Source organism: Streptomyces sp. NPDC048255 (assembly GCF_040652415.1).
Classification (GTDB): domain Bacteria; phylum Actinomycetota; class Actinomycetes; order Streptomycetales; family Streptomycetaceae; genus Streptomyces.
The window spans coordinates 23,821-43,842 of record NZ_JBEZMA010000022.1; the positions used below are offsets into that span (position 1 = coordinate 23,821).

The following is a 20,022-nucleotide window of genomic DNA, read 5'->3' on the forward strand; positions in this document are numbered from 1 at the left end:
CGAGACCCCCCTACGGGCCCAGGACCACCGCGGACTCGCCCGGTACGTGGATCCGGCCGTCCGGGCCCGGGTGGTGGACGGGCTCCCAGGAGGCCAGGACCCGCACGCCGTTGCGGCCCAGCGCGATCGTCGCCGGATCCGGGGAGAGGTTCACCACCACCCGTACGTCGCCCCGGCGGAAGGTCAGCCAGCGCCGCTCCTCGTCGTGGGCGACCCGGACCGCCGCGAGGTCCGGGTCGCGCAGGTCCGGCTGCGAGCGGCGGAGCGCGACGAGGGTGCGGTACCAGGCCAGCAGGCGCGCGTGCCCGGGCCGCTCGGGCTCGGCCCAGTCCAGGCAGGAGCGGTCCCGGGTGGCGGGGTCCTGCGGGTCGGGGATCTCCTCGGCCTTCCAGCCGTGCGCCGCGAACTCCCGCCGCCGGCCGGTCCGTACCGCCTCGGCGAGTTCCGGGTCCGGGTGGTCGGTGAAGTACTGCCACGGGGTGCCCGCGCCCCACTCCTCGCCCATGAACAGCATCGGTACGAACGGGCCGGTCAGCGCCACGGTCGCGGCGCACGCCAGCAGGCCGGGGGAGAGGGAGGCCGCGAGCCGGTCGCCCAGGGCCCGGTTGCCGATCTGGTCATGGGTCTGGGTGTAGCCGAGGAAGCGGTGGGCCCGGGTCCGGCGGCGGTCCAGGGGGCGCCCGTGGGTGCGGCCCCGGAACGAGGACCAGGTCCCGTCGTGGAAGAAGGCCCGGGTCAGGGTCTTGGCGAGGGCGCCCAGCGGGGCTTCGGCGAAGTCCGCGTAGTACGCCTGGGATTCACCGGTCAGCGCGCAGTGCAGGGCGTGGTGGAAGTCGTCGTTCCACTGGGCGTGCAGGCCGAGGCCCCCCTCGGCGCGCGGGGTGGTGGTGCGCGGGTCGCACTGGTCCGACTCGGCGATCAGGAACAGCGGCCGGCCGGTCTCCGCCGCCAGCTCGTCCACGGCCGCGGCGAGTTCCTCCACGAAGGTCAGCGCCCGCCCGTCGACCAGCGCGTGCACGGCGTCGAGGCGCAGCCCGTCGATCCGGTAGTCGCGCAGCCAGGCCAGCGCGCTGCCGAGGAAGTAGGCGCGGACCTCGTCGGAGCCGGGCGCGTCCAGGTTCACCGCCGCCCCCCACGGGGTGTGGTGGGTCTCGGTGAAGTACGGGCCGAAGGCGGGGAGGTGGTTGCCGGAGGGGCCGAGGTGGTTGTGGACCACGTCGAGCACCACCCCGAGCCCCGCGGCGTGCGCGGCCTCCACGAAGCGGGCGAGGCCGGCCGGGCCGCCGTACGGCTCGTGGACGGCCCAGGGCGCGACCCCGTCGTACCCCCACCCGTGCCGGCCGGGGAAGGGGCAGACCGGCATCAGCTCCACGTGCGTGACGCCCAGCTCGGACAGGTGCCCGAGGCGGGCGGCCGCGGCGTCGAAGGTGCCCTCGGGGGTGAAGGTGCCGATGTGCAGCTCGTACAGGACCGCGTCCTGGAGCGGGGTGCGCGGCCCCGGGGCGGCCGGCTCCGGGACGAGGGCCGCGAAGTCGACCACGGCCGACAGCCCGTCGGGCCCGGTCGGCAGGCGGCGCCCGCGCGGGTCGGGCCGGACGACGGTCCCCGCGCTCGACTCGCCGTCCAGCAGGAACCCGTAGCGGCTCCCGTCGGCGGCCGGGGCCTCGACGAACCACCAGCCGTCCCGGTCCGGATCGCGCGCCATGTCGTACGTCGCGTCGTCCAGTCGCATGGCGACATGACCTGTCAGCGGTGCCCACACCTCGAACTGCACGGACGGTCCCCTCGTCTCCGGCGGTGTCCAGCATGCGTATCGTGCCCATCATTCAGGGCTCCGCGGGGGAGTTCTGGACACTCCGGCCCTGACGGGCCGACAATCACCCTGTGACGTCCAGTTTCGAATTTGCCTCCTATCCCGCGCCGCGGCTCTCCGACGCGGAGCGCGAGCAGGCGTTGGGTCAGCTCCGGGAGGGCGCAGCCCTGGGCAGGCTGTCGCACGACACGTTCCTGCGCCGGATGGAACTCGCCCTGGTCGCCCGGCGGTCCGAGGACCTCGCGGTCCTCACCGCCGACCTCCAGGGCGGGGAGCGTGACGCGACCCCCTGGACCCGTCGGCTGTTCGGCTGGGTCGGCCGGGCGTCCGCCGTCACGGTCGGTGTACGGCGCGCCTGGGCCGCCGAAAGACTGCCCAAGCTGCTCCTTCCGCACCCGAGCACGGGGACCCTGCGGATCGGCCGCGATCCCGGCAACGGGCTGCGGCTCACCCATGAAACGGTCTCCCGGATGCATGCGGAGCTCCGGCTGCGGGACGGGGTGTGGGTGCTCAAGGACCTGGGCTCCACCAACGGGACCACGGTCAACGGGCGACGGGTGACGGGCTCGGCCGTGGTCCGGGACGGGGACCAGATCAGCTTCGGGAAGATCAACTTCCGGCTTTCGGCGACCTGACGGACGCGGGGCCGCCGGGCGGCCACCGCCGCCAGGGAGGGCGGCCCCCTCGGATGCCCCGGGGTGCCCCTGGTGCCGGGCGGTCCCCCGGAGGAAGGGTCCGGGCAGGGCCGCGCAAGATGGTGCTCATGGAACACACGCCTGTCGTGCGCCGCGCGCGCCCCGAGGACCTGCCCCGGCTCGTCGAACTCATCCACGAGCACGTCGCGTACGAGAAGTCCGCCCCCCGGCCGCCGGACCTCGCCGAGCGGCTCGGCCCGCGGCTGTTCGCCGAGGGGGCCCCGCTGTGGGTGCTGCTCGCCGGGACCCCGGACGGGGCGGTGGCCGGATACGCCGCCTGCTCCACCGAGTTCGCCTTCTGGGACGCCCGCCACTACCTCCACATGGACTGCCTCTACCTCGCCGAGGACGCGCGCGGCCACGGCCTCGGCGCCGCCCTGATGGACGGCGTATGGGACCTCGCCCGGGAGCTCGGCCTCGACGAGGTCCAGTGGCAGACCCCCGACTGGAACGAGGGCGCGATCCGCTTCTACGAGCGCCTGGGCGCCACCGGCAGCCCCAAGCGCCGTTACGGTCTGCCCGTGGACCCGGCCGCGTCCTGAACGGCCGGCGGGGCCGCGGCCCGCGGTCCTGCCGGGGCCGGTCCGGGCGGCCGGGGCCCGCGGCCGGGTTCGGGATCCACCAGGCGCGCGTACGCGGCCAGTACCGTCCGGGACTGGTGTTCCACCTGGGTGGCCACCGGCACCCAGCGGGCCTGGAACCGGGCCGTGAACCCCTCGCACCAGCCGGTCACGAGCCGGTCGAGCGTGGGCGCCGCCGGATGGCCCCGCGTACGCAGCACCCGCAGCAGCATCGCGGCGGCGCGCAGCGACAGGCGGCGCCCGAAGGCGTCGATACCGGCGATGTACGCGGCCGTGGCCTCCGCGGGCGCTCCGCGGCCGCTCCACTCCAGGGCGATCCGGGGGATCAGCGCGAGCGTCCAGTCCACCGCGCGCAGCAGGGGCGCCGCGTCGGGGTCCCGGTGCGGCGGCGGCTCGGAGCCGCGGATCAGCTCCCGCACCCCGGCAACCAGCGCGGCGTCCTCGGTGAGCCGCCCGGCCAGCACGCGCAGGGCGCCGCGCGGGTCGGGGTGCGGGGCCGGATCGTCCACCAGGTCGGAGGCCCACATGGGGACCTCGACGATGGCGGTGGTGCCGGCGTACCGGTGGGCGTGGTACCAGGTGCTCAGCCGGGTGTCCTCCGGGTGGAAGGCTCCGGCGGCCTCGCTCCCGGGTTCGGGGATCACGTAGATCCCGGGCCCGGGGGAGGGCCAGCCGGCCGCGTCCGAGGCACCGGTCTCCACCGGGATGCGCAGCTCCGCGGCCGACTTCGCGAAGGGCTCGGCGAGGCCGGGTATGTCCCGCGTGAGCTGCACCCAGGACCCGCCGAGGTCCGTCGCGTGCAGGGACACCTGGAGGACGGGCCGCAGCTCGTCGATGAGGGCGGTCAGGGCGAGGGTCTCTGGCGGCAGCCGGTCCGGGGGCAGTAAAGACGGCGCCCACTCGGGCTGTTCGGGCCCGGGGGGCCGGAAGAAGTTGCGGTGGTAGTCGAGCAGCGAGTACGGGCGGGGCGTGCGGTGCAGGGCCGCGCCGTCCGGGTCGGCGCAGAGCAGGAAGTGCCAGCCGCAGCCGGCGCGCGGCGCCGGGTCACGGATGAGGCGGCGGGCCAGGGACAGGGCGGTGGCCCCGCCGACGGGCTCGTTCGCGTGGGCCCCGGCGACGACCAGGACATTGCGCCCGGCCCCTTGTCCTTGCACCTGGCCGGGCACCTGGCCCAGCGCCTGCACTTGCCCCGGCGGGCCGCCGGGCAGGCCGTTGACCGCGGCGTCGGCGGCGGCGACGGACAGCACCCAGAGCGGCTGCCCGGCCCGGGAGGTCCCGGCCTGCCGCAGCCGGACCAGGCCGGGGTGTTCGTCCGCCAGGGCGCGGGCGGCCAGGGCGAGTTCATGCGGGGTGGGATAGCACATGTCGCGGAGGAGAGTCACAAGGGATGCCATGCCCGCCGCGCACACCGCCTACTGCTCCGCGGGCTCCGCAGTTCCCCCGGCCGACGTGGAATCCCCTGGCCAAAGCCTCGCCCGGCCTGATCGGCAGGCCACAGCACTAGCGTTGGTGCAGGCCCCGCCCCGACAGGCTGAGGAAGGCCTCGCCGACCGCCTCCGACAGGGTCGGGTGGGCGTGTACGTGCCGGGCCACGTCCGCCGGTTCGGCCTCCCAGCCCACGATCAGCTGGCTCTCGGCGATCATCTCCGACACGTGCGGCCCGACCAGGTGCACCCCGAGCACCCGCCCGCCGCGCTCCGCGACCACCTTCACCGTGCCGCCCTGACCGTGCACCATCCCCTTGGCGACGGCGGTCAGCGGCATCGAGTTCACCACCACGTCGTACGCCGCCTCCCGGGCCTGCGCCTCCGTCAGCCCGACGGCGGCGGTCTGCGGCGACGAGTAGGTCACCCGCGGCACCGCCGCGTAGTCCACCGGCGGGCTCGCCACCCCGGCCAGGGTCTCGGCGACGAGCAGCCCTTCGGCGAAGGAGGCGTGCGCGAGTCCGAGCGAGGGCGGCGGCAGGAGATCGCCCACCACGTGGATCCCCGGTACGGCGCTCTCCAGCCGGGCCCAGTCGGCCGGCGCCACGAACCCGCGCCCGTCGGTGGCCAGCCCGGCGGCCGCGAGGTCCAGCCCGTCGGTGACCGGGACCCGCCCGACCGCCACGAGCAGCCGCTCCGCCGTGAGCTCCCGCAGCTCCCCGCGGGACGTGCGCACGGTGGCCCGTACGAGCCCGTCCGTGACCTCGGCCCCTTCCAGCCGCGCCCCCGTCCGCACGTCGATCCCGCGCTTCTTCAGGCCCCGCGCCAGGTGCCGCGACACGTCCGCGTCCTCCAGCGGCACCAGCCGGTCCGCCGCCTCGACCAGCGTCACCTCGGCGCCCATCGACCGGTGGAAGGAGGCGTACTCCACCCCGATCGCCCCGCCGCCGAGCACCAGCACCGAGGCCGGCAGGCCGGGTGCGAACAGGGCGTCGTCGCTGGTCACCACCGTGTGCCCGTCGGGCTCCAGGCCGGGCAGCGTACGCGGCCGGGACCCGGTGGCCAGCACGATCCCGCGGGTGGCGGTGAACTCCCGTCCGTCCTCGGTCCGTACGCTCCGCGGGCCCGTCAGCCGGGCGCCGCTGCGCACCACGCGCACCCCGGCGTGCTCCAAGTGGCCTTCCACACCACGGTGGTTGCGCGAGACGATGTCGTCGCGGGTGGCGGTCAGGGCGGACCAGTCCACGGACTCCACGCTCGCCCGCACCCCCCAGCGCTCGCGCGCCTCGGCCATCCCGTCGACGAGTTCGGCCGCGTGCAGCATGGCCTTGCTGGGGATGCACCCGCGGTGCAGGCAGGTGCCGCCGACCTTGTCGCGTTCCGCGAGGACCACGGTCAGGCCGAGGGCCGCGGCGCGCAGGGCGGTGCCGTAGCCGCCCGTCCCGCCGCCGATCACGATCACGTCCACGGTGCTGCCGCTGCCGTTGCCGCCGGCGTTGTAGCTGTCGCTGTTCATGTGCCCAGCCTGCGCGGCGCGTTGCCGTGGATCCAAGGCAATGATCTTTTCGTGGCCATGCACGCTCTTTATGCTTCCTGGTCATGAGCCTGCGCCAGATGGAGTACTTCCTCACCGTCGTGGAGGAGTCCTCCTTCACCCGGGCCGCCGAGGCCCTGCACGTGACCCAGCCCGCCCTCTCCCACCAGGTCAAGGCCCTGGAACGGTCCGTGGGCGGCCAGTTGCTGGAACGGATGCCGCGCGGGGTCCGGCTCACCCCGATGGGCCGCGCCTTCCTGCCGCACGCTCAGCTCGCCGTCCGCAGCGCCCGCCAGGCCGAGCGGGCGGCCCGCGCCGCCGCCGGGGCGGTCGGCGGGGAACTGCACGTCGCCACCGTCCACGCCCTCGCCGTGGGCATGCTCCCGGCCGTGGCCGCCCGCTGGCGGAAGCGGCATCCGGGCGTGGCGCTGGTCCTGCGCGAGTACGGGTCCACCGAGGCCTTGGAGGAACAGCTGGAGCGGGGCGTGGCCGACCTCGCGGTGGGACCGGAGCCCAAGGAGTGGACGGGTCCGGTGGTCCCGGCCGGGCGGGAGGAGCTCGTGCTGGTCGTGCCCTTCGACGACCCGCTGGCCGGCCGGGGGGCGGTGCGGCTCGCCGAGCTCGCGGACCGCGACTGGATCCGCTGCGCGATGGAACCGGTGGTCCAGGGGCAGCCGTTCATCGACTGGGCGTGCGGCACGGCCGGTTTCACCCCGCGCACGGTGCTGCGTACGGAGCACACCTCGACGGCCGTACGGATGGCGGCCGCCGGGGTCGGGATCGTCGTCGCCCCGGCCCACATGGTCCGGGGTGCGGTCGGCGAGGACTGTGCGCTGCTCTCCCTCGACCCCCCGTGGCACCGGTCCCTGGCGGTGTTCTCCAGGGTCGCGCTGACCGGTGCGGCGGCGGCCTTCGCGGGGCTATTCGTCGCGGAGTAGGACGCTGACGGGCAGGGCGTCGAGCAGTCCGGCCAGCGGCACCTCGCCCTCGTACGAGGTCCCGTCCGGCCCGGGTGCCCCGTGTGGCGCGAACGCCCGGTGCGGCCCGGGTGCCCCGCCCGGCCCGGGCGCGCCGCCAGCCACCGGCAGCGGCCTCCACCGCCCGGGCGGCAGCGGCAGGACGGTGTCCCGCCAGCCCCCCGCCCCGGCCAGCCGGTGCGAGAGCCGGGTGGCCACCGCGACCAGCCCCGGCGGGCGGGCGAAGGCCAGGCAGTGCTCCGCGGCCGGGCCCCGGGCGGGCAGGGGGGCGTAGCCGGTGAACAGCCCGGGCCGGTCCCGGCGCAGCCGCAGCAGGGCGGCGGTCAGGGCCAGCTTCTCCTCGGCCGGGTCCCGGGGCGCGGCCCCCGCGTCCAGCCGGGCCAGCGCCCGGCGCGGGAACTCGGCCGGGCGGCGGTTGTCCGGGTCGACCAGGGCCCGGTACTCCGTCTCGGCGCCCTGGTACACCTCGGGGACCCCGGGCATCGCCAGGTGCAGCAGGGCCATGCCGAGGAGATTGGCGCGGGCCGCCTCCGCGAGTTCGGGCGGCAGGTCGAGGGGGCGCGGGGCGTATCCGGCGACGGTCGCCTCGTAGGCCTCGTCGGGTTCGGTCCAGCTGGTGCGCAGGGCCGCCTCGCGGACCGCCTTGAGCAGGGCCCCGGCCAGCCGGGGCGCGGCCTGCGGGACCTCGCCGAGGCCCAGCGCGGTCTGCCGGGCCACCCAGGCGAGCTGGGGATCCGGGCCGGCGGCGGCGTCCATGAGGTGCGGGGCCTGCGACAGCACCGCGATCCGGGCCCGGACGTCCGCGCTGCGCTTGGTGTCGTGCGTCGAGAGCACCGTCCCGGAGCCGGGCCAGTCCCGTTCGAGCGCGGCGCAGTAGGCGTGGAAATCCTGCGCGGGTACGGCCGGACTGCCGGGGTCCCCGCCGACCTCGGTGGCCGACAGGAGGGGCGCGTACCGGTAGAAGGCCCGGTCCTCCAGGGACTTGGCGCGCAGGGCCGCCGAGGTCTGGGCGAAGCGGGCGGCGAAGGAGGGGTCCCGCAGCAGCAGTTCCCGTACGCCCGCCACCGCGGCCGCTCCGGCCGCCTCGGCCGCCCGTTCCACGGCCTGTGGCGCGGGTTCGGGGTCGCCGGGGTAGGGCCGGTAGACGGGATAGCAGACCAGCAACTCGGTGACGGCTGCCTTGAGTTCGGGTCCGGCCAGCCGCTCCAGTGCGGCCAGCTCGGCGGCCAGGTCGCCGGTCAGCACCTCGCGCGCGCACGCCGCAGCCGTCGCCTCCCACTGCGGGATCCCGGTCTTCTCCGTGTAGCGCAGCGCCAGTTCGGCGGCGCCGTGCGGGTCGGTGAACACCCCGTCCACCCGGTGCAGCGCGTCGTACCCGGTGGTGCCGGCCACCGGCCAGGCGGGCGGCAGCCGTTCGTGCCGGGCCAGGATCTTCTCCACCACCACCCAGCAGCCCCGGCCCGCCGCGGCGCGCAGCCGCCGCAGGTACTCCTCCGGATCGGCCAGACCGTCCACGTGGTCGATCCGCAGCCCCTCCACGACCCCGTCGCGGACCAGTTCCAGCACCTTCGCGTGGGTGGCCGTGAACACCTCCGGGTCCTCCACCCGCACTCCGATCAGATCCGAAATGGTGAAGAAGCGCCGGTAGTTGAGGTCGGTGCGGGCCTCGCGCCACCAGGCCGGCCGGTACCACTGCGCGGCCAGCAGCTCGGGCAGCGCCAGCCCGCCGGTCCCCTCCCGCAGCGGGAACTCCTGCTCCCCGTACCGCAGGACCTCCCCGTCGGCCTCCAGTGCGCAGGACTCCGCCGGGCCGGCGAGCACCGGCAGCAGCAGCTGCCCGCCGCCCGCCTCCCAGTCGATGTCGAACCACCGGGCGTACGGGGAGTCCGGCCCGTGCCGCAGCACCTCCCACAGGGGCCGGTTCAGCCGCAGCGGCGTCGGTACCGCCATGTGGTTGGGCACGATGTCGAGCACGAGCCCGAGCCCGTGCTCCCGGGCGAGGCGGGCGAGCTCCCGCAGGCCCGCCTCGCCGCCGAGCTCGGCCCTCACCCGGGAGTGGTCGGTGACGTCGTACCCGTGGGCCGAGCCGGGCACCGCCTCCAGTACGGGGGAGAGGTGCAGGTGTGACACGCCGAGGGAGGCCAGGTACGGTACGGCCGCCCCGGCCGCCGCGAAGGAGAACTCGGGACCGAGCTGGAGGCGGTAGGTCGACGCCGGAGTGACGGGTGTCGGAACATCGGTTTCCGGTTGCATGCGTGACAGCGGCTGGCTCATGAGAACGTACGTACCCAGCCTGCCGGATTCCGTGCCATTACCCAATGCATCCGGGTGACTGCACCGGGTTAAGGTGCCTCAAGTGGTTGGAACCGTCAACACCTATCGAAGAGTCATCGCCCTGACCGGGCCCCTACTCCCCCTCGTCTCGTTCTTCGCCCGACTGCCCGTCGCGATGTCCCAGTTCGGGAGCGTCCTGCTCGTCGCCCAGACCAGCGGCTCCCTCGCCACCGCCGGCATGGTCGGCGGAACCCTCTCGGCCGGCCAGGTGGTCTTCGGACCCGTCCTGGGCCGGCTCGCCGACCGCCACGGACAGCGGCCCGTCGTCCTCACCGCCGCCGCGGTCAACGCCGTCGCCACCGCCGCCCTCGTCACGGGGGCCCTCGCGGGCCTCGAAACCCTCCCGCTCGCCGCGACCGCCGCCGCCACCGGCGCCTCCGTGCCGCTGATCGGACCCCTCGCCCGGACCCGTTCCGTGGCCCTGGCGCACCGCGCCGGGTCCGACGAGAGCGTGGTCGGCGCCGTCCACTCGCTCGAAGGCACCCTGGACGAGGTCTCGTTCGTCCTCGGACCCGCCCTCGTCGGACTCGCCGCGCTCGTCGCGCACCCGGCCGTCGCCCTCGGCGCCGCGGCCGCCCTCGTCGCCGTCTTCGCCAGCGCCTACGCGCTGCACCCGACCGCGGCCGTCACGGCCGGGTCCCCGGCGCGGCCGCGCGGCAGGCGGGCGCGGGGCGGGCAGGGCCGCACCCGCCGGCCCGCGGTGGTCCACGCCGTCCGTGGCTCGCTCGCCCTCCAGGGCGCCATGTTCGGCGCCTGCCAGGCCGGGATCGCCGCCCTCACCGCCCAGTTGGGGGTCCCCGGCCAGGCCGGGATCGTGTACGCCGCCATGGGCGTGGTCAGCGCCGCCGTCGGCCTGGCCCTCGGAGCGCTGCCCGCACGCTTCGGCCTGCGCCTGCGCTGGCGGGTGGCCACCGCGGCCGCGCTGGTGCTTTCCGTGCCGCTGCTGTTCACCGAGACCCTGTGGCCGCTGTACGCGGTCGTCACCGTCCTCGGGGCGGCCTACGCCCCGCACCTGATCACCGCCTTCGCCCTCACCGAGCGGGCCGTGGAACCGGCCCGGCTCGCCGAGTCGATGGCCTTCGCCGCCAGCTCCCTGGTCGCCGGGCAGGCCCTCGCCCTCGCCGTCTCGGGCCGCCTCGCCGAGCGGTACGGACCCGCCGGGGCCTTCGCCGTGGCCGTCGGCGCCGCCGCACTGTGCCTGGCCCTCGCCCTCGCCACCCGGGTGCCCGCCGACCGTACGCACGGCACGGCCCTCGCCCCGGCGCCGCCGAAGGCCTCCCCGGCGGCGGGCGGGAGCACCGCCTACGCCGGGCGCTGAAGCACCACCAGACACCGCCCCGTCAGCGCCACCCGGTCCCCGGCCGCGTACTGCGGCCCGGTGCCGGGTGGCAGTACGTCCGCCCGTGCCGTGTCCACGACCAGGCGCCACTCGGCCCCGTGCCCGGCCGGAACCGTGAAGTCCTGGGGATCGGCGCCCGCGTTGAACATCAGCAGGAACGAATCGTCGGTGATCCGCTCCCCACGGGTGCCCGGCTCCGAGATGGCCTCCCCGTTGAGGAACACCGTCAGCGCCCGCGCGTGCTGCGCCTGCCAGTCGCGGGCCCGCATCTCCTCGCCGTGCGGGGTGAACCAGGCGATGTCCGAGAGCTCGTCGTGCGTGCCCTCCACCGGCCGGCCGTGGAAGAACCGGCGCCGCCGGAAGACCGGGTGGTCGCGCCGCAGCCACACCATCTGCCGGGTGAACTCCAGGAGCGAGGGCGCCGGTTTGCCCGGCTCGGGCCAGCGTACCCACGACAGTTCGTTGTCCTGGCAGTACGCGTTGTTGTTGCCGCCCTGGGTGCGGGCGAACTCGTCGCCGTGGCTGAGCATCGGCACCCCCTGCGACAGCATCAGCGTGGCGATGAAGTTGCGCATCTGGCGGGCCCGCAGCTCCAGGATCTCCGGATCCTCCGTCGGCCCCTCGGCCCCGCAGTTCCAGGACCGGTTGTGGCTCTCGCCGTCCCGATTGCCCTCCCGGTTGGCCTCGTTGTGCTTCTCGTCGTACGAGACGAGGTCGTGGAGGGTGAAACCGTCGTGGCAGGTGGTGAAGTTGATGGACGCCAGCGGGCGCCGCCCGTCGTCCTGGTACAGGTCCGAGGAGCCGGTGAGCCGCCCCGCGAACTCCGCGAGCGTGCGCGGCTGCCCGCGCCACAAGTCCCGTACGGTGTCCCGGTACTTGCCGTTCCACTCGGTCCACAGCGGCGGGAAGTTGCCCACCTGGTAGCCGCCCTCGCCCAGGTCCCAGGGCTCGGCGATCAGCTTCACCTGGCTGACCACCGGATCCTGCTGCACCAGGTCGAAGAACGAGGACAGCCGGTCCACCTCGTGGAACTGGCGGGCCAGCGTCGCCGCCAGATCGAAGCGGAAGCCGTCCACGTGCATCTCGGTGACCCAGTAGCGCAGCGAGTCCATGATCAGCTGGAGCACGTGGGGGGAGCGCATGAGGAGCGAGTTCCCGGTGCCGGTCGTGTCGGTGTAGTGCCGCATGTTGTCCGACAGCCGGTAGTACGAGGCGTTGTCCAGCCCGCGGAAGGACAGCGTCGGCCCCAGGTGGTTGCCCTCGGCCGTGTGGTTGTAGACCACGTCCAGGATCACCTCGATGCCCGCCTCGTGCAGCGCCCGGACCGCGGACTTGAACTCCAGCACCTGCTGGCCCCGGTCGCCCGAGGCGTAGCCGTTGTGCGGGGCGAAGAAGCCGATGGTGTTGTAGCCCCAGTAGTTGCTCAGGCCGTCGTTGACGAGCCGGTGGTCGTTGACGAACTGGTGCACCGGCATCAGCTCCAGCGCCGTCACCCCGAGCTTGACGAGGTGCCCGATGACCGCCGGGTGCGCGAGCGCCCCGTACGTGCCGCGCAGCTCCTCCGGGAGGTCCGGATGGCGCATGGTCAGACCCTTGACGTGCGCCTCGTAGAGCACGGTGTGGTGGTACTCGTGGCGCGGCGGCCGGTCATTGGCCCAGTCGAAGTACGGGTTGACCACGACCGAGCTCATCGTGTGCGGGGCCGAGTCCAGGTCGTTGCGCGAGTCGGGACGGCCGAAGTGGTAGCCGTACACCGCCTCGCTCCAGTCGACGCGGCCGCTGACGGCCCGCGCGTACGGGTCCAGCAGCAGCTTCGCCGCGTTGCACCGCATGCCGCGCTCGGGCTCGTAGGGGCCGTGGACGCGGAATCCGTAGCGCTGGCCCGGCATGATGCCGGGCAGGTAGGCGTGCCGGACGAAGGCGTCCGTCTCCCGCAGCTCGACGGCCGTCTCCGAGCCGTCGTCGTGAAGGAGGCACAGCTCGATGCGTCGGGCGGCCTCGGAGTAGACCGCGAAATTGGTGCCCGCGCCGTCGTAAGTGGCGCCGAGCGGATACGCCTGCCCCGGCCAGACCTGCATAGACAACGACTCTTCCCTCGGTGTCGGAGGATGTCCCGGCTGATCCGGCGTGGACCACGTCCCTGCCAGATCTTCCCCGAAAGAGGGGCCGCACGCGTGGACTTGCAATGCTCCTGCCGGGTGACCCGGAGAGCTGATATGCGGGTCAGTGGACTGTGTGGGCATCGGATAATGGGTCAACGGACAGCCGGTGTACGGGCCATCGGGCTGCACCGGGACGCGCGCGCGGAGTACCCTTCCGTGATCACTGGAGACGGGCGTCCAGACGCAGAAGGCGGTGCACGGGTGAGCTCGGGAGGTCTGGAGCTGCCCCCTGGTGACAGCGGTCACGAGGGCGGCCCGGCGGACGCCCCAGGAGGTGTCTCCGGGGGAGTTCCTGCCGGAGCGGTCTCCCTGGCGGGCGGGCCGGCGACGGCCGGAGGCGCCGCGGGCGCACGGACCGGGGTGGAACTGGACTGGGGTGCGGACGCCTGGAGCGAGGTCCGGACCCGGGCACAGCGGGCCGGACGGGCGTACATCTGGCTCAATCTCATCGAACAGCGGCTACGGGCGGTGGTCGGAGCCGTGCTGCGCCCGGTCTACGAGCCGGTGCACGGCGGGGGCGACTGGGTGGTCGCCGCCGCGGGTCCCGCCGGGCAGGAGTGGGTGCAGCGGGCCGTGGCCGTGCGCGAGGTCAGCCGGCGCAAGGGCTACCTGCTCGATTCCGCCGACGACAACGTGCTGAGCTTCCTGACGCTTCCGCAGCTGCGGGAGCTGATGGTCCAGCACTGGCCCTGCTTCGAGCCGTACTTCGACGACCGGCGGGAGATCGAGCAGGCCCTCGACGAGCTGGAGGTCACCCGCAACGTCGTCTCCCGCAACCGGGCGCTGTCGCGCGCCGTGCTGGAGCAGGCCGAGCGGGCCTCGGCACGGCTGCTGGAGGTGCTGGGCGGAGGCGCGGGCAGCCCGTCGGCGGACCGGCTGCCCATCGACGCCGTCGAGGACCTGGTGGGCGACCGGTACGCGGACGTCATCTCGGTCCACCCGGACCGGGTGCGGCTCCAGCGGCAGCTCCCGGCGGAGGACCTCTTCGGGGGCGCGCGGCGCCTCGACGCCATCGGCATAGGCCTGAACCTGCTGGTCCAGAACTTCTCGGGGCGAAGACTCGTCCGGCTCTCGGAGGCCGGCTGCCGGGTGCGGCTGCTGTTCCTGAACCCGGCGAGCAGTGCGGTGAAGCGGCGCGAGCGGGAGCTGGGGCTGCGCAAGGGCGAGCTGAGCCGATCGGTGGAGATGAACATCCTGCACGTGCGGCGGGTGCGCGCGGGCCTGCGGGACCCCTCGCGCTTCGACATCCACGTCTTCGACGAGACCCCGCGCTTCACCGCGTATCTGGTGGAGGGGGAGTCCTCGGGCATCGCGGTGGTGCAGTCGTACCTGCGCCGGGCGCGGGGCATGGAGGCGCCGGTGCTGGTCCTGCGGGGCGGGGGCCGCGGCGTGCCGAAGGACGCGGACCACGGGCTGTTCACGACCTACCGCGAGGAGTTCGAGTCGGTGTGGGAGGACTCGCGGCCGGTGTCGTGACCCGGTGATCCGGTCACCTGATCTGATCCGGTCACCTGATCCGGCGCCTGATCCGGCACGCCGGCGCGTCCTCCGAGGGGGCGTCGTCCGGCTTGTCAGTGCCCCGTGTCAGGCTGAAAGCCGTTGACCGAACGGGTACGGGGGGATGGGCGCGGCATGGGGGACTGGCACGGCGGTGTGCTGATCGGGTTCGACCTGGAGACGACCGGCACGGAGCCGGGGGAGTCGCGGATCGTGACGGCGGCGGTGGTGGAGGTGTGCGCGGGCGAGGTGCGCGAGCGGCGCGGCTGGCTCGCGGATCCGGGGATACCGATCCCCGAGGGGGCCTCGGCGATCCACGGGATCAGCACGGAGCGGGCGGTCGCCGAGGGCCGCCCGGTGCGGGAGGTCGCGGACGAGGTCGCGCGGGCACTGGTCGCCCACTGGCGGCGCGGCGCCGTGGTCGTCGCCTACAACGCGGCCTTCGACCTGACCCTGCTGACGGCGGAACTGGCCCGGCACGGGCTGCCGTCGCTGGCCGACCGGCTGGGCGGGGCGCAGACCGGGCCGGTGGTCGACCCGCTGACCATCGACCGGGCCGTGGACCGCTACCGGCGCGGCAAGCGGACGCTGGAGGCGGTGTGCGGGGTGTACGGGGTCACCCTCGACGACGCGCACGACGCGGGGGCGGACGCGCTGGCCGCGGTCCAGGTGGCCCGCGCGATAGCCGCCCGGCATCCGCAGGTGGCCGCGCTCGCCCCGGCCGACCTGCACGCCCGGCAGGGCGACTGGCACGCACGCTGGGCCCGGGACTTCCAGTCCTACCTGCGCCGCCAGGGCACCCCGGACGCGGTGATCGACACGGCCTGGCCGCTGCGCGCACTCGTCCCGGCCTGAGCCGCGCAGGCCGCGGTGCGGGTCAGGCTTCCCACTCGTCGCTGTACTCGATGTGGATCTCCCGCGCCCGGAGGTCGCCGGAGCGCAGCCGCGTGCAGTAGTGCCCGTGGCGCGAACCGTCGCGGACGTGCCCGGGGCCGTGCTCGGCGACGTCCCGGAAGAGACCGGCCGTCTGCCGGAACACCTTCGCGCTGCCCGTCAGGAACAGGGTCTCGGCGTGGACGTGCTGGTGGAAGAGGTCGCGGTTCCCCGCGTGGTGCGGGGCCTCGTGGCCGCTCTCCGGGTCCGGGGCGGGCAGGGTGACGCTCCGGGGCCGGCCCGGGCCGAGCCGTCCGCGCAGCTCCTTCCAGCGTGAGGGCGCGAAGCGCAGCGAGTGGTGCAGCAGGACGAGGTCGAGCTCGCGCGGGCCCGCCGCGACGCCTCGGGCGCGGCGCAGCGGCAGATGGACCAAGGAGCGCGGTGACGATGCGGCCAGGGTCCAGAGGCCGGCCATGAGTCGTGCGCTGTCCTGGTCGGCGTAGGCGTTCAGGTACCAGGTGTCCTCGACCAGCACGGCACGCTCCGGGGGCCGCGCCGGGCGGATCACCTTGAACTCCTGCGGGCCGAGCCGGGCCTGATGGACGAGGAGGGGCAGTTTCATCATGTATTCGTAGCCGTGGGTCAGAACGGATGCCAGCGCGTTTCCCGGTCGCCGGTGCGGAGGGAGGCGACTCGGCGGCGGAATTCGGCCAGGGCCTTCGGGTTGGCCGGGGCGTGCTGGGAGACCCAGGCGCAGCTGGCCGTCTCGCGGGCGCCGCGCAGGACCGCGCAGCCCTCCCAGTCGCGGACGTCCCAGCCGTACGCGGTCACGAAGGCGTCGTAGTCCCCGGCGGGCAGGCCGTACCGGTCGCGGGAGAGGGCCATCACCACCAGGTCGTGCTCGCGCAGATCGGCCGATACGGTCTCCAGGTCGACCAGGACCGGGCCGTCCGGGCCCACGTGGACGTTGCGCGGCAGCGCGTCGCCGTGAACGGCCCCCGGCGGCAGATGCGGGGTCAGGGCGGCCACCTCGCCGGCGTAGGCGTCGCGGCGGGCCCGCAGGTACGCCGCGTCCGCCGGGTCGACGGCATCCCCGGCCAGCCGCAGCCAGCGCTCGACCCCGCCCAGCAGGTCCCGCGGCGGCAGCGTGAACGGCGGCGCGGGCAGCGCGTGGAGCAGGCGGAGCAGCTCCGCCAGATCGGCGGGGCCCGCCGGACGGACCGCGTCCGGGAGACGGTGCCACAGGGTCACCGGGTGCCCGCCGACCAGCCGCGGCGCCGTCTCGGCCGCCCGGACCGCCGGGACGCCGGACTCCGCGAGCCAGGCCGCCACCCCGAGCTCCCGGGCCGCCCGGGTCAGCAGTGACGTCTCCCGGCCCACCTTCACCACCAGTTCGCCGACAGCGAACACGGCGTTCTCACCGAATGCGAGGAGCTCCGGCTCCCGTCCCGCCCCCGTGCCGAGGCCCGCCGCCGTCAGTACGTCCCTGGCCTGCGCCTCGTCCATGCCGTTCGTCTCGTCCTTCGCCGGATCGTCGTGAATCCGCCAAGTCTCGCACCCCGCTGTCCGGCGCCTTGACGCGCCATCAGGGGCTGGCCACGATGGCCGAGGAGGATCCCGGACGGTCCACCCGGAAGGCGGGTACATGTGACCTCGGCCATCACCTCCCCGGCGGGCCGCCGGGCCGGCCACGGGGCCTGGTTCCTGGTCCTGCCCGCGCTCCTGCCGATCCTGGTGCTCAGCGTCGGACCGCTGCTCTACGGCATCGCCCTCGCCTTCACCGACTCCCAGTCCGGCCGGACCTCCCCCACCCAGTGGGTGGGGCTCCTCAACTTCCAGGACCTCCTCCACGACCGGCTCTTCTGGGAGTCCTTCCGGATCGGCCTGCTGTGGGCGGTCGGGGTCACCGTCCCGCAGTTCCTGCTGGCCCTCGGCCTCGCCCTGCTGCTCAACCAGAAGCTCCGCTTCCGGTGGCTGGCCCGATCGCTCGCGATCATCCCCTGGGCCATGCCCGAGGTGGTCGTCGCCGTCATGTGGCGGCTCGTCTACCACCCCGACGCGGGGGTTCTCAACGAAACCCTGTCCGGCCTCGGCCTCGCCGGGGACACCGACTGGCTGAGCGGCCTGGCCACCGCCCTGCCCGCCGTGATCGTGGTCGGCATCTGGGCGGGCATGCCGCAGACCACGGTCGCCCTGCTCGCGGGACTGCAGAACACCCCGCACGAGCTCCACGAGGCGGCCGCGATCGACGGGGCCGGGGCCTGGCGCCGGTTCCTGACCGTGACCTGGCCCGCGCTCAAGCCGGTGGCGCTGTCCATCACCGCATTGAACTTCATCTGGAACTTCAACTCCTTCGCCCTGGTCTACGTGCTGACCAACGGCGGGCCCGGCGGCCGGACGCGGCTGCCGATGCTCTTCGCGTACGAGGAGGCGTTCCGGTACGGCCAGTTCGGGTACGCCGCCGCCATGGGCTGTGTGATGGTCGCGGTGATCTCGATCCTGCTCGCCGTGCACCTGGCCGGACGGCTCCGGGGAGGGGACACCTGATGGGCTCGCCCCGCAGTCGCAGTCGCAGTCGCAGTCGCAGCAGCAGCCGCAGCAGCCGGAGCCGGAGCCGGGCCGGGGTCCGCGTCCGCGCCGCGCAGTACGCCGCGCTCGGCGCCTACCTGGTCTTCCTCGCCTTCCCCTTCCTGTGGCTGCTCTCCACCGCCTTCAAGCCCCCGCGCGAACTCGGCAGCCTGCACCCCACCTGGATCCCGCAGGACCCGACCCTCGGCAACTTCCGCCAGGCCTTCGCCGAACAGCCGCTGCTGCACGCCGCGTTCAACAGCCTCACCGCAGCCCTGTGCGCCGCCGTCATCGCGGTCGTCCTCGCCACCCCGATGGCCTTCGTCCTCGCCCGCCGCCGCGGGACGCTGTCCACCGCCGTCACCGGCTGGGTGGTGGTCAGCCAGGCCTTCCCCTTCGTGCTGGTGATCATCCCGCTGTTCCTGCTGCTCAAGAACCTGCACCTGGTCAACTCGGTGCCCGGCCTGGTCCTCGTCTACGTCGTCTGGTCGCTCCCGTTCGCGCTGTGGATGCTGACCGGGTACGTCCGGGCCGTGCCCCCGGAGCTGGAGGAGGCGGCGGCGATGGACGGGGCCGGCCGGCTGCGCACCCTCGTCTCGGTGGTCGCGCCCCTGCTGGCGCCGGGGATCGTGGCCACCGCGCTCTTCGCCTTCGTCACCGCCTGGAACGAGTTCTTCTTCGCCCTGGTCCTCCTCAAGACCCCGGAGCAGCAGACCTTGCCGGTCGTCCTGACCCACTTCGTGGGCGCGGAAGGAGCCGCCGACCTCGGCCCGCTCGCCGCCGCCGCGTTCCTCGCGACCCTGCCGTCCCTGGTGATCTTCTCGGTCATCCAGAAGCGGATCACCGGCGGCATGCTGACCGGGGCGGTGAAGAGCTGATGGGGACCCGCCGGCGGTGGGCCCGCACGCGCTGCGCCGCCGCGCTCGCCCTGCTGGCCGGACTGCTCGGCGGCTGCTCCGCACCGGGCGGCGGCTCCGCACGGGACGGCGGCTCCGACGGCGTGGTCCGGCTGCGCTTCCAGTCGCTCGCCTGGCAGAAGGAGTCCGTCGACGCCAACAAGGCCCTGGTCGCCGAGTGGAACGCCGCCCACCCCGGCATCCAGGTCCAGTACGTCCAGGGCTCCTGGAGCAGCGTCCACGACCAACTGCTGACCTCCTTCGAGGGCGGCGAGGCCCCCGACGTCATCCACGACGCCTCCGACGACCTCGCCGACTTCGCGTACGGCGGCTTCCTCGCCGATCTGCGGCCGCTGCTCTCCGACCGGCTCAAGGCCGACATCCCGGCCCGCAGCTGGGAGACCACCACCTTCGGCGCGGACGGCGGGGTGTACGGCGTCCCCTTCCTCCAGGAACCCCGGGTGCTGATGGCCAACACCGCGCTGCTGCGCGACTCCGGGGTCCGCGTCCCCACGCCCGAAGCCCCCTGGAGCTGGGCGGAGTTCCGCACCGCGGCCGAGCGGCTCACCGCCGACGGCCGGTACGGGGTGGCCTGGCCGCTCAAGGACCCCGTCTCGGCGACCCTCAACCTCGGCCTGTCCGCGGGCGGCCGGCTCTTCCACCGCGAGGCCGACGGCAAGGCCGTCGTCCGCTGGGAGGAGGGCGACTCCGTCGTCCCCGCCACCATCCGGGCCCAGATCCACACCGACCACAGTGCCGCCCGGACCACGCTCGGGATGGGCGGCTCCGACACACTGCCCGGCTTCTTCGGCGGCCGGTACGCGATGGTGCCGCTCGGGTTCTCGTACCGCCAGCAGATCGTCCAGCAGGCCCCGCCCGGTTTCGACTGGCAGGTACTCCCGCCGCCGGCCGGGGCGGACGGCCTGGCCGGGCCGCACGGACCGTTGCAGGGGGTGAGCCCGCAAACCCTGTCGATCGCGGGGGACAGCCCGTACAAGAAGGAGGCGGCGGCCTTCATCGACTTCCTGCTGCGGCCTCCCAACATGGTCCGCCTCGCCCTCGGGGACTGGATGCTGCCGACGGGGACCGAGGCCCTGGCCGATCCCGCCCTGCGTACCCCCGAACACGGCTGGGCCACGGGCGCCGCGCTCGCGCAGGGGCTGCGCCCGGCGCCCGCGCAGTCGGTGCGCGGCTATCCGGAATGGAAGGACAAGGTGGCGACCCCCGCTCTCCAGGAGTTCTACAGCGGTGCGATCGACCTCGGTGAACTGGAGAAACGCCTGGTCAGAGACGGGAACCGGGTGCTTGACCGGTACCAGCGCTGAGGCC

16 protein-coding genes are annotated in these 20,022 nt (G+C 74.3%); 9 read left to right on the forward strand and 7 right to left on the reverse strand.

Annotated features, from left to right (window positions below):
- Window positions 1–10: 10 nt before the first annotated feature.
- Window positions 11–1,774, reverse strand: coding sequence for a malto-oligosyltrehalose trehalohydrolase (gene treZ, locus AB0D94_RS19000; protein WP_362052825.1), 1,764 nt, complete (start codon window positions 1,772–1,774; stop codon window positions 11–13).
- A gap of 110 nt (window positions 1,775–1,884) precedes the next feature.
- Between treZ and AB0D94_RS19005 the strand changes: the two genes are divergently transcribed.
- Both AB0D94_RS19005 and AB0D94_RS19010 read left to right on the forward strand, forming a co-directional pair.
- Entirely contained in the window at window positions 1,885–2,448 is a 564-nt protein-coding gene (locus AB0D94_RS19005; RefSeq protein WP_362052828.1) for a DUF1707 and FHA domain-containing protein, read from the forward strand.
- Between the two features lie 128 nt (window positions 2,449–2,576).
- A complete protein-coding gene (locus AB0D94_RS19010; protein WP_362052831.1) occupies window positions 2,577–3,050 on the forward strand; it encodes a GNAT family N-acetyltransferase in 474 nt (157 codons plus the stop codon).
- Here AB0D94_RS19010 and AB0D94_RS19015 read toward each other — a convergent pair.
- Together AB0D94_RS19015 and lpdA are read right to left on the reverse strand one after the other, a co-directional pair.
- Window positions 3,017–4,453: a M14 family zinc carboxypeptidase gene (locus AB0D94_RS19015; RefSeq protein ID WP_362052834.1), complete on the reverse strand. Its 1,437-nt coding sequence runs from the start codon at window positions 4,451–4,453 to the stop codon at window positions 3,017–3,019. The genes AB0D94_RS19010 and AB0D94_RS19015 overlap by 34 nt on opposite strands.
- 136 nt (window positions 4,454–4,589) lie before the next feature.
- Window positions 4,590–6,029 (reverse strand): dihydrolipoyl dehydrogenase, encoded by a 1,440-nt coding sequence (gene lpdA / locus AB0D94_RS19020; RefSeq protein ID WP_362052837.1) that lies wholly within the window; start codon window positions 6,027–6,029, stop codon window positions 4,590–4,592.
- A gap of 83 nt (window positions 6,030–6,112) precedes the next feature.
- Between lpdA and AB0D94_RS19025 the strand changes: the two genes are divergently transcribed.
- Window positions 6,113–6,985 carry a LysR family transcriptional regulator gene (locus AB0D94_RS19025; protein ID WP_362052840.1) on the forward strand — a complete coding sequence of 291 codons (873 nt, stop codon included), beginning with the start codon at window positions 6,113–6,115 and terminating at the stop codon, window positions 6,983–6,985.
- On the opposite strand, the gene treY is transcribed toward AB0D94_RS19025, so the two are convergent.
- Window positions 6,968–9,277 carry a malto-oligosyltrehalose synthase gene (treY, locus tag AB0D94_RS19030; RefSeq protein ID WP_362052843.1) on the reverse strand — a complete coding sequence of 770 codons (2,310 nt, stop codon included), beginning with the start codon at window positions 9,275–9,277 and terminating at the stop codon, window positions 6,968–6,970. The genes AB0D94_RS19025 and treY overlap by 18 nt on opposite strands.
- A 103-nt stretch (window positions 9,278–9,380) precedes the next feature.
- Here treY and AB0D94_RS19035 point away from each other — a divergent pair, with 103 nt between their 5' ends.
- Window positions 9,381–10,676, forward strand: coding sequence for an MFS transporter (locus tag AB0D94_RS19035; RefSeq protein WP_362052846.1), 1,296 nt, complete (start codon window positions 9,381–9,383; stop codon window positions 10,674–10,676).
- On the opposite strand, the gene glgX is transcribed toward AB0D94_RS19035, so the two are convergent.
- Window positions 10,661–12,775: a glycogen debranching protein GlgX gene (gene glgX / locus AB0D94_RS19040; protein ID WP_362053034.1), complete on the reverse strand. Its 2,115-nt coding sequence runs from the start codon at window positions 12,773–12,775 to the stop codon at window positions 10,661–10,663. The genes AB0D94_RS19035 and glgX overlap by 16 nt on opposite strands.
- A gap of 285 nt (window positions 12,776–13,060) precedes the next feature.
- Between glgX and AB0D94_RS19045 the strand changes: the two genes are divergently transcribed.
- Window positions 13,061–14,335: an SAV2148 family HEPN domain-containing protein gene (locus AB0D94_RS19045; RefSeq protein ID WP_266940310.1), complete on the forward strand. Its 1,275-nt coding sequence runs from the start codon at window positions 13,061–13,063 to the stop codon at window positions 14,333–14,335.
- 156 nt (window positions 14,336–14,491) lie between these two features.
- Window positions 14,492–15,211: a 3'-5' exonuclease gene (locus AB0D94_RS19050; protein WP_362052849.1), complete on the forward strand. Its 720-nt coding sequence runs from the start codon at window positions 14,492–14,494 to the stop codon at window positions 15,209–15,211.
- Between the two features lie 22 nt (window positions 15,212–15,233).
- Here AB0D94_RS19050 and AB0D94_RS19055 read toward each other — a convergent pair whose 3' ends face one another.
- Both AB0D94_RS19055 and AB0D94_RS19060 read right to left on the reverse strand, forming a co-directional pair.
- Window positions 15,234–15,851: a hypothetical protein gene (locus AB0D94_RS19055; protein ID WP_362052852.1), complete on the reverse strand. Its 618-nt coding sequence runs from the start codon at window positions 15,849–15,851 to the stop codon at window positions 15,234–15,236.
- Between the two features lie 20 nt (window positions 15,852–15,871).
- Window positions 15,872–16,735 carry an aminoglycoside phosphotransferase family protein gene (locus tag AB0D94_RS19060; protein ID WP_362052855.1) on the reverse strand — a complete coding sequence of 288 codons (864 nt, stop codon included), beginning with the start codon at window positions 16,733–16,735 and terminating at the stop codon, window positions 15,872–15,874.
- 141 nt (window positions 16,736–16,876) lie between these two features.
- On the opposite strand from AB0D94_RS19060, the gene AB0D94_RS19065 reads away from it, so the two are divergent.
- Genes AB0D94_RS19065 through AB0D94_RS19075 form a run of 3 tightly spaced genes read left to right on the forward strand, consistent with a single transcriptional unit; the run spans window position 16,877 to window position 20,018 of the window.
- Entirely contained in the window at window positions 16,877–17,776 is a 900-nt protein-coding gene (locus tag AB0D94_RS19065) for a sugar ABC transporter permease (RefSeq protein WP_362052858.1), read from the forward strand.
- Window positions 17,776–18,675, forward strand: a complete 900-nt coding sequence (locus AB0D94_RS19070) for a carbohydrate ABC transporter permease (protein WP_362052861.1) — start codon at window positions 17,776–17,778, stop codon at window positions 18,673–18,675. The genes AB0D94_RS19065 and AB0D94_RS19070 overlap by 1 nt, the downstream gene beginning before the upstream one ends.
- A complete protein-coding gene (locus AB0D94_RS19075) occupies window positions 18,675–20,018 on the forward strand; it encodes a sugar ABC transporter substrate-binding protein (protein ID WP_362052864.1) in 1,344 nt (447 codons plus the stop codon). Before AB0D94_RS19070 ends, AB0D94_RS19075 begins: the two co-directional genes overlap by 1 nt.
- Window positions 20,019–20,022 lie beyond the last annotated feature (4 nt).